The sequence below is a fragment of the Candidatus Delongbacteria bacterium genome, assembly GCA_041675285.1.
Lineage (GTDB): Bacteria > CAIWAD01 > CAIWAD01 > CAIWAD01 > CAIWAD01 > CAIWAD01.
The window spans coordinates 81,833-91,720 of sequence record JBAYTZ010000015.1 but is presented as its reverse complement, the minus strand read 5'-3'; the positions used below and the strand labels follow the sequence as shown (position 1 = coordinate 91,720).

The 9,888-nt window shown below is 63.7% G+C and carries 5 protein-coding genes; 1 reads left to right on the top strand and 4 read right to left on the bottom strand.

Going from position 1 to position 9,888, the window contains the following annotated elements; all coding sequences use genetic code 11:
- Positions 1–30: 30 nt before the first annotated feature.
- Together WC326_13565 and WC326_13560 are read right to left on the bottom strand one after the other, a co-directional pair.
- A complete protein-coding gene (locus tag WC326_13565; GenBank protein MFA7332092.1) occupies positions 31–807 on the bottom strand; it encodes a hypothetical protein in 777 nt (258 codons plus the stop codon).
- Entirely contained in the window at positions 804–3,464 is a 2,661-nt protein-coding gene (locus tag WC326_13560; GenBank protein ID MFA7332091.1) for a T9SS type A sorting domain-containing protein, read from the bottom strand. Before WC326_13560 ends, WC326_13565 begins: the two co-directional genes overlap by 4 nt.
- A gap of 500 nt (positions 3,465–3,964) precedes the next feature.
- Here WC326_13560 and WC326_13555 point away from each other — a divergent pair, with 500 nt between their 5' ends.
- Entirely contained in the window at positions 3,965–5,932 is a 1,968-nt protein-coding gene (locus tag WC326_13555) for a C10 family peptidase (protein MFA7332090.1), read from the top strand.
- 647 nt (positions 5,933–6,579) lie between these two features.
- Here WC326_13555 and WC326_13550 read toward each other — a convergent pair.
- Both WC326_13550 and WC326_13545 read right to left on the bottom strand, forming a co-directional pair.
- A complete protein-coding gene (locus tag WC326_13550; GenBank protein ID MFA7332089.1) occupies positions 6,580–8,337 on the bottom strand; it encodes a T9SS type A sorting domain-containing protein in 1,758 nt (585 codons plus the stop codon).
- 337 nt (positions 8,338–8,674) lie between these two features.
- Entirely contained in the window at positions 8,675–9,871 is a 1,197-nt protein-coding gene (locus WC326_13545) for a T9SS type A sorting domain-containing protein (protein ID MFA7332088.1), read from the bottom strand.
- Positions 9,872–9,888 lie beyond the last annotated feature (17 nt).

Sequence of the window (9,888 nt, the reverse complement as noted above, 5' to 3'; positions counted from 1 at the left end):
TCCCGGGAAGCTACACACGAACTGGCCACCTCAGTTCAAATCGACACCAAGTAAAACTCGCCCGCAGCCCGCTCCAGCACTGGCGCTACGATAAACTCCGGGCGGCTCAACCGGACAGCAGTGCATTAACGTATATATTGGGGGCGAATTGCTATCGTCCGCATAATAAACAACCTGATTTATAATAGTCGTATTTCGCAATGACCTGATACTAATACACCCTATATTGAATCCAGATGGTTCTGTCAGATGATTGCCATAGCAAGCAATGTTGCGGATTTCTAAACGCCCTGTCGATTCCGCACCACACACATCTGCATGGTTCAGAATAGCGGCTGAAACTGGCGCCCGGCAATCGCGGAATACTATGTCACGAATGATTGCATTGGACCCGTTCTCCATGTTGATGGCGCCGCCTTTGTCACAATGTGCGTAAATGTCCGGACGCGTCCCTTGTCCGTGGATCATGGTGAAGCCGCAAATCGTGAATGTGTTGTGCGCCCAGGTTACGATGTCCATGATGGTGCCAACGTACTGGCCGTCCAGAACGGTTTCATTAATGTCCGTTGAGTCTTCACTAAACAAGTAGTTGGAACAGAGGGTCAGGCTGTGGACGGGGCTGGTGTACAGCCCCGTCCACGTGCCGCGTTCCACGAGCACCGTGTCCCCGTTTGCACTCGCGTCAAGTGCAGCTTGGATGCCCGGAAATTCCTGCGGGACATGCAGAACCGCGGCCCACACAGTTGCCGCCCGCAGGAACAGGCTAACCATTAGAACCAACCAGTGTCCGGGAACGGAGTGCTTCATTTCACCAGCATCATCTTCTGGGTGCTCGTGTGGCCGTTCTGCTCGGCTAACGCCACGTAGAGGCCGCTGGCCCAACGGCTGCCGTCGATCTGCAACGAGTGCTGACCGGCCTGCACGTGCTGGTTCATCGGCTCGGCCACTTGCTGACCCAGCAGGTTGAACACGCGCACTCGCACCAGGCCATCCGCGGGCACGGCCAGTTGTAGAATTGCCACCGGGTTGAAGGGGTTGGGATGCACGTTGACAATGCGGAATTCCGACGGTCCCTTGCCCCTCTCTTGCTCCAGCTCCACAGCCTGGCCCCGCGGGCTAGTCAACAGGGTCTGCTCGGCTCGCTGCCGCTCGACGCGCCGCGCGGCCAGGGCTTGCGGATGCAAGGCCGATGTTCCGCCCTGAACCGGGAAGGTGCCGATCTCCATAACTGCTTTGTTGATCGTTGTCCGGCAAATCGGGTCCGCTTCCCCGCTCAGCATGCCAGACAAGGCGGCCAATGCGCCGGGACGGTCGCCCCAGCGGGCCTCCACGCACCAGCCGCCGCAGTCCTGCAACACGGCTTGTTGATGCATCTGGGACAGCTCGGAAGTGTCGGCAGCCGAAAACAAGCCCGCCGCCACGTCTGTGTAGCCCTCGGGGCCGTATTCCTTGTTCAAGCCCAGACCTTTCAGGCGCAAGCTGCCCTCATTGGCCTCCTGGCTGGTGGGATACAAGGCCAGCAGGAAGCGAAAGTTGTCCTTGGCCGCGACATAGTCGAAGGAGGCCTCGGCCAGTTTGCCATTTTTCAACAGTTCGATCGCTGTGTAGATTTCATATGGACAGGCGGGATTGTCGGGATCCAATGGCTCAACACACTGGATTAGACTGTTTTCAGTGTGTGCCCAGGGGGGAAGAAGATGCAGAATACGATTATTTAGGACGGCATCGGATAGTGGCTGTTGGCAACTAGCTCCCCAGAAATTCTGGCTCCAGATATGCTGTTCTGGTTGCTCATCTGGAATAGTGGGCCAAGAGATAATTGGCCATGTAGCGCCAAATCCGGAAAGGACAAAATTATTACGCCCGCAGTATAGATCAAGTACTCCATTCTCAAGTTCCACTATGGGATGGCCGCTTGAGAAGGTTTGCGCTGCCAACAAACTGTTTCGGGCTTCATGGCTCATGTCCAAGGAACTATGGGTCTCTATGATCGGCGTGTATGTCAGGTCTTCAAAACTATTGTTGGTGAGCCGCAAGACCGTTTGTTGAAAATCCGCCAGGTAGTTACCGTTCTGGGACGCGCCAACAAAGGTGTTCCGCTGCAAAACCGGTGTTTCCACCTCACACGCGCCATACATCAACAACGGCGGGGTGTTGGCCGCCGACTCCGTCCCCGTGATCTGGAACGTGCAGTCCTCCACATCAATGTTAGTCTTCAGCAAAGACAGTCCGCCGGGGCCCTGGTTGTCCTCGTCGCCAATGGCCAGATGGTGCACTCGGCCTTGGGCATAGACAAAGGTGAGACGTCCATCTACAAGTGGGGAACTTGGATCATCCATATCTTGATCGATACCAATCCAATTCTGGAAGCGCACTAGGCGTCCGTCGATGTCCTGCGAAACGGACACATCGTCCAAATTGATAGTCACCCCATTAAAGCTCGGGTCGAGTACGTTCTGGGGTGGATAGTTGAACAACACTCCCTGCAGGTTCATTGTGCATTCAGGCGGGCCCTGAGCGTGAATCTCAATGGAGGAACTGGGATCAAGTCCACGTGCTGGTCTTCCCACCAAGGCAGTCCGGGCACCGTCGGCATCTCCAATGGTGATGGTGCCCGCCTCGTCAGGCACAATCGTCAAGCTCTTTCCCGTTGCCACGCGCAGCACCGTGCCGGCAGGGATGGCGGTTCGGATCTCGGTGTCATCGGTGATGTCGTAATGTCCAGCCGGCAGGTTTTGCACGATACCCGATAGGGTGGCTTCGGGAAGCTCCGGATGCCAACCCACATCCGCCCGAGTCAAGTCGAAATCCAATGGCGCGCCGGGCGCGCCTGAATCCAGACAGGGAGAATCCCAGCGGGGTCGCAGATCGCCAAGCGCGGGATCCACTAGGCGGGCCGCTGGAATGGCGCGCAGCCCGCGCAGCTGCGGCAGGTTGTGGGTGGAATCCGCCCCGTGCGCGTCGCTCAAACACCACGCGGCCTCGAGTTGTGATCCGGCATCCACCTGGAACCAAGGCATTTCCCTGGGGATCGCGGCACTGAACAGGCAGGAATTCAACCGGGCCTGCGCGCCGGACTCCAGCGTCAGGAACGGACGGGCGCTACGGGTCCTGAGAGTGCTGAACTGCAGAGTCAGTTCGCCGCCGCTCAGCTCAATCAGGGCCCGCCCGCCGGCCCGACCGGCGGAGCGCGCATCCACCAGGCGGCAGTCCTTCAGCCACAAGCGGCCGCCCGCCTCCACGCGCACCAGCGGCTCCGACGATCCCCGGCGCGCGCGCAGCCGAGCGTTCTCCAGCACCAGGGTGCCGCGGCAGACAAGGGCGGGTGCGGCGCCCGCGCGTAGCTCCAACCCATTCATGCACAGGCTGTCGCCGGCGCTCACCACCAGCGAGCCACGCGCTCCCGCAGGGTTGGCAAGGGTCGTGATCAGGATGAGAGTGAATAGAAAGGGGATGACTTTCACACAGCCAAAAACGCAAGCTTTGGGCATTCAGACAAGAACCCAGCGTGCCCGCATCGTTCTTTGCTCCCACATCACTCCCGCATCACCCCCGCATTGCTCCGTGTCAGACAACGTGCCAGACTTCGTTTTGGCACGCCCCCATCCGCCTTTGTCCGCTGCGCGGACACAGGCGGCTTCCCCCGCGGGGCGCGGGGGAAGCGAATCCACACCAAGACTGCCGTCCATCAAATCTCAGCCTCTGTGCCCCTGTGTCTCTGTGTTGAATTCCCGCCGCGGCCATTCCTTAGCCAGCCGAATACCTCTTCGAGTCTTCACAACTTCGTGCGCAACACAACTCTCGGGCCACCCGAACCCCGACCCTGGCCCAGCCCCCTGCCCTGCGCAACTGGCCCACGCTTTGCGAAGTGCCTCCAGATCATGACCTTTCACGCGATTGACGCCCTTGGGAAGTCGATAATCACGACAGCTCGTCAAGTTTCAGAACCATTGCCGGAGGACGCATGCGGATCTGCCTGACCCTGGCCCTGATGGGAGCTGCCTGGGCCGCCCCGGCAAGTCGGGATGCGGCCCAACTGCTGGCGGACGCCTGGCTGCAGGCGCGCCTGCATCCCGGGCAAAGCCGGTCCGTGGACACGCCCCTGCCCTGGCCCTCTGAAGCGGACCCGGCCGCCTGGCTGGTGCCCTTGGCCCCCGCGGGGTTCGTGCTGGTGTCCGCGGATGACGCCCTGCGCCCGGTGCTTGGCTGGTCCACGGACGGCGAACTGGGCAACGAGACTCCTCCCGGCCTGACGGACTTCCTGGGCGCCGTGAGCCAAACCCTGCAGCAGGTCCGTGCCACAGGGTCGGACAACCGCCTCACGCGGCCAGAGTGGGACGCCGTCCTGGCCGGTGAGGCCCCGGCTTCCCGCGAACTGGGCGTGCTGCCACTGCTGGGTTGCAACTGGAATCAGGGCGACGGCTGGAACGACCTCTGCCCGCTGGATGCCGCCGGCCCGGGCGGCCGCGTGTACGCCGGCTGCGTGGCCGTTTCCATGGCCCAGATCATGCACTACTGGCAGCAGCCGCGCAGCGGCCAGGGTTCGCACGGCTACACTTCGGACTATGGCTGGCTGCAGGCGGATTTCTCCGCCTCCACCTATGACTGGGAGCAGATTCCCGCCAGCATTCCCACGCTGGAAACCGCCGAGCTGTTGTATCACTGCGGCATCGCGGTGGACATGATGTATGCGCCGGACGGGTCGGGCGCCTACGTGGGCTGGGGCAATCCCTGCGCCCGCACGGCCATGCAAGACCACTTTGGCTTCGACAACGGCCTGAGCTTCGTGGAAAAGGACGACATGAGCTGGTCCGCCTGGCGCAATGTGATGCGCACAGAGCTGGACGCCGGTCGGCCCATCCTGCTCTCGGGCTTCGGCAGCGGCGGGCACGCCTTCAACCTGGACGGCTGGCGCGAGACCGACTATTTCCACCTGAACTGGGGCTGGGGCGGCGCCTACAACGGCTGGTTCCTCATCGACCAGCTCAATCCCGGCGGGTCGGACTTCAGCCAGGGCCAGGGCGCGGTGATCGGCCTGGTGCCGACGGAATACCAGCACGCGCCCCAGCCGGTCTTCCCCACGACGGACGCCGAAGACGTGGCCTGCGAACCCCTGCTCTTCCAGTGGAGCGAAGTCCCCGGCGCCACGGGCTACGATTTGCAGGTGGACACGGCGCCGGAGTTCCGCGCGCCGCTGGTGGCCCTGGAGCAGGTGACGGAAGCCAGTCGCAGCGTGGAGAACCTGCTGCACTACTCCACCTACTACTGGCGCATCCGCAGCCACGGCGCCCTGGGCACCAGCCCCTGGTCCAGCACCTCCAGTTTCACCACCGCCTACTGGGACGAGACTCCGCAACCCGCCCCCGCCACCCCGGTGGACGGCGCCCTCAACGTGCGACTGAACCCCACCGTGCTGGTCTGGGATTTTGTCACCGGCGGCGCGAGTTACGAGGTCCAGGTGGATGACGCGCCGGACTTCGGCACGCCCGTGCTGGACTCGCTGGGGGTGGTCACCCACTACGTGCTGTACCGCGACCGGCTGGAGCCCGGCACCCCGTACTGGTGGCGCGTGCGCTGCCAGGGCCTGGCCGGCCTGAGTGATTGGTCCGCCGTGCGCAGCTTCACGTCGGAGTCGCTGGATCTGGGCGACGATCCCGCCGCCCCGCGGGGATTGGAGTTGAGCGCGGCCTGGCCCAATCCATTCAATCCCGCCACTCGCGTGACCATCCGAAGCGACGTCCCGGCGCGCGTGGGCCTGCGGGTCTACAACGTGCTGGGTGAACAGGTGGCCGAGTTGCTGCCGGAATCTCTGCTGCCGGCGGGCGAGCAGCAGATCCTCTGGCAGGCCGACGGTCTGCCGAGTGGCCTCTATCTGCTGGTGCTGCAGTCCGCCGATCAGCGGCTGGTGCAAAAGGTGACCCTGCTGCGCTGATCCAGCGCCAGCGCGGCGCAGTTGATTCGCTGAACCACGCCCCCTCCAGCTCCGGCCGGGCGGGGGCTTTTCTTTGCCGAAGCGCGGAGCTGGACCAAATCACCAAAAACTGAACGAGGTCCCGTCTGCCGCTAAGCTGGGACCTCGTTCCACTTCCACCGTATCTCGACCCAAAGAACACACTTGCCGGCATGCCCCAAGGTGATCGGTGCGGCCGCCCGGCTGTGAAGCTTGTCACACGGCACCGGCGGGTTCTGCACCGGTGCTCTGGCACCGTGCCTGACACCAACCCCGCTTCGCGTCCACCACCCTGGACCATCTTCGCCATTCAGCTTGGCGCCAGCCCGGCAACACGACAGGACCGCCCGGACATGAAACGGGGTCCCGTCAGCCGCTAAGCTGGGACCCCGTTCCACTTCCACCGTACTTCTGCAACCAAGAAGGCATCCCGGCGCGAGGCGGGAGGTGACCGGGGCGGGCAGCCGCGTGTGAAGCGGGTCACCTTCCGCGGCACTGGACAGAATGGGAGAGGCATGCACCGCTGCTCTGGCATCATGCCTGACACCGGCTCCGGGATTTGTCCATTCATGCGGACGCCCCGGTTGTTCGGCCGGGGCGCCCAGATTCGTCGGATGGGACGCTGCGGGTTACTTCAGCAGGACCATTTTGCGGGTCTCGACGGTGCCATTGGCTTGCAGGGTGTAGAAGTACACGCCGCTGCCCAGCTGGCTGGCATCGAAGTGGACCGTGTGCCGGCCCGCTTCCAGCAGGCCGCTCACCACGGTCGCCACCTCGCGCCCGGCCACGTCGAAGACTTTCAGGCTGGCCTCGCTGGTCGCGCCCAGGCTGAAATCGATGCGCGTGGTCGGGTTGAAGGGGTTCGGGACGTTTTGGCCCAGGGCGAAGTCCTCGGGTTGATCGTCCGCGGAGACCACGCCCCCGCTGCACTCCACCGTCAAGAGATAGGCTTCGCCCTGATTGGTGTTGTAGAAGTCGGCGATGACGTAGTACAGGCCCGGCAGCAGGTGCACGTTCAGCACCTCCGGCTCCCCGCCCACCGTGGCGTCCGCGCCGGCGATGCAGCTGTTGGCGTCCTGGCAATCCGTGCGCAAAAGCAGGGCGGCGTCCCGCGTGCCGTAGTTATCCATCGTGATGACGACGTCGCACTCCTGGGTGATGGTCAGGCCGTACTCATGGTCGTAGCCGTTGTGCGAGTAGCCCGTGCAGGAGGGAGACCCGGCCACGAAGTTGTTGGCCGTGGGCGCGGGCGCGTCCACCACAGCGCCGCAGGCCAGCGGGGCGGGGTCGTCGCAGGGCAGATGGCAGGCTTCCGTGGTCAGCAGCAGGCCGTAGTGGTGCAGATCCTGCGGGGCAAATCCGCTGGTTCCCTGTGGCACCGCCACCAATCGATAGGTTCCGGCCGCCAAACAGCCGGAGGTCAGGCTGCCCGTGGCATTCGCCCCCACCGCGACGTAGGTCAACTGGGCCGGCGTGGGACACTGGTCATCCACCAGCACCAAGTTCATGGGCACGCAGGCGGTCGCCAGGGTGACGTGCAGGATCGAGCTGCCCGTGAGCTGCACTTCGAACCAGTCGGTGTCCCGGTTTCCTTCGGCAGCCCAGGTCGTGCCGCAGAGAGCCACGCCCGGTGACAAAGGCTCGAAGCCGGGGATGTCCATGTTGCACCCGCCGTTGCTGTCCATGCCGTTGCCTTCCAGCTCGAAGGCGGCATCGAAGCCGGGCAGACAACCGGGATTGTCGCAGGTGCCGGTGATGGTCAGCTGGTAGGAGCCGGTGGAATTGCCGTAGCCGTCCACCACGATGAAGTAGCTGCCCGCCGGCAGCAGGCAGGTGTTGATGATGGAGCGGTAACTGGCGCCGCAACCGTCGTCGTCGCGGGCCACGCACTCGCCCACGGTGCCGCCGGCATCCACGAACACGCCCACGGCCGTGTCGTAGCCCGAGGCGCACAGATCAATGACCAGCTCCGAAGGCTGGCTGAGCACCAGTTTGTAGCTGCGGTCCCGGGCGCCGCCGGCGGCCCAGGCCCCCACCTGCGGACAGAGCGTGGGCGCCGTGAAGAGCTCCGCTCCGACGGAATGCTGGGCGCCGCTGGTGCGGGACGTGCTGCCGCTGTCGCTGTAGGGCAACCCGGGAATCAGCACGGCCGTGGCCGGACTGACGCCACCCTGCCGGCTGCCGTCGGATCCACCGGGGGCCCCCAAGGTCGAGCCGGGGAAGAGCTTTTCCAGCAGCCAGACGGGGGCCTCCTGCCCGTCGGCCTTCAAGGATCCGTAGAGCAATTCGAGCTCGCCCGGATCCTGGCCGGGCACGTCGCCCAAGTCGGCCGCCCGGAGGGGCAAGGCCGCGCAAGCCAGCGTACCCCACAGACATACGTGTTTCATCGGAGACAATTTCACCGCTCAGCTCCTTTCGGGTTGTGGAAAATCACCGGGCCGCCTGTACCGGGGAGAAGCCGGTGAAGCGACATGATTCAGTGATGGGGATAAGGGATCTTCGCGCAAAGCGAATGCCAGCACAACCCCAAGCCGCCAACTCCTTGTCCTGTAAGGAATTGCCTCAATCCGGGCCGAGTGGCCCCGGTTTGACCCGCCGCGATCTGCACACCCCTGCTCAATTTTGGACAAGTTCAGGCCGCTCCATTCTGACATACGACAAAAAGCGGCGCCCCGGAGATGAGTCCGGAGCGCCGCAGGATCGAGTCGGATTGGCAGCCGAAGCTTATTTCATCAGGACCATCTTCTTGGTCTCCACGCTGCCGTTGGCCTGCAGGGTGTAGAAGTACACGCCGCTGCTCAGGTTGCTGGCATCGAAGTTGACCGTGTGCTGGCCGCTCTCAACCACGCCGCTCACCAGGGTCGCCACTTCGCGGCCGGCCAGGTCGAAGACCTTCAGGCTGGCGTCGCTGGTCACGTTCATGGTGAAGTTGATGCTGGTGGTGGGGTTGAAGGGGTTCGGCACGTTCTGGCTCAGGCTGAAGGCCGAGGGCAGGTCGCTGGCTTCCACCGGGGCGCAGGCGGACACGCACAGGTTGAAGTCGCCGACAGCCGAGCCGTAGCCGTCCACGGAGATGAAATAGGTGCCGGCGGGCAGCGCGCAGCACTCGACCTTGGAGGTCAAGCCGGTGAAGTCATCGTTGCCGGCGACCAGGGCGCCCGTGGCATCCCACACACCGATGGCGGTGTCATAGCTCGAGCCGGTCAGGTCGAAGGAATACACACCGGCCGGGACCGTCACCTGGTACCAGGCGTCGCGGGAAGCACCAGTGGACGTGGCGCTGTAGTAGCCGGCCCAGGGGCAATACAGGTGCGTCACGTCGGCATAGCCCAGCGTAGTGTCCGTGTAGGGGGCCAGGGTGTTGCCCGTGACGCAGTCACCCACGTTCATCGGGTAGGCGCCGGAGGCCACGTCGTTGGCGGGCGGGGGCGGGGGCGGGGCGCAGTCGGTCCAAACGGTCGTCACGTTCTGGCCGGCATCGAGGTTGCCATTGGTGTACTCGTCGATGCGCAGATAGTAGGTCACGCCCGCGAGGAAGGTGAACTCGCTGCAGTTCAGGTAGGTGGCCCAACCGCAGGCGCTGGCACCGTCGCGATAGTAGACCTGGGTCAGCGTGCCCGGGCAGGTGCCCGTGTAGATGCGGAGGTCGGTGTCGACGTTGGTGATGCCGCCGCAGGTCTGCAGCGTCAGGCCGGAGCCCGTGCCCGTCCAGGTGAACCACAGCATGCTGCCGTCACCGTAGAAATCACTGGTGCCGAAGGGGATAGGATAGGCCGTCGCGCAGTCATTCATGATGATCTGATTGACGTTACCGGCTTCCCAAGCGGCCTTCTGCTCGGCGTCGCTCTTGTCGGCGGCCAGCACGGGGGCGGTCAGGCCAGCCACCAAGCTCAGCAGGACAAGGGTCTTCACGTTGTTCATGGGTCCTTCCTTTCGGC

Bases quoted from the DNA above. Each gene is read 5' to 3' on its own strand.
- WC326_13565 (MFA7332092.1), bottom strand. From the start codon at position 807: ATGAAGCACTCCGTTCCCGGACACTGGTTGGTTCTAATGGTTAGCCTG.
- WC326_13555 (MFA7332090.1), top strand. From the start codon at position 3,965: ATGCGGATCTGCCTGACCCTGGCCCTGATGGGAGCTGCCTGGGCCGCC.
- WC326_13550 (MFA7332089.1), bottom strand. From the start codon at position 8,337: ATGAAACACGTATGTCTGTGGGGTACGCTGGCTTGCGCGGCCTTGCCC.
- WC326_13545 (MFA7332088.1), bottom strand. From the start codon at position 9,871: ATGAACAACGTGAAGACCCTTGTCCTGCTGAGCTTGGTGGCTGGCCTG.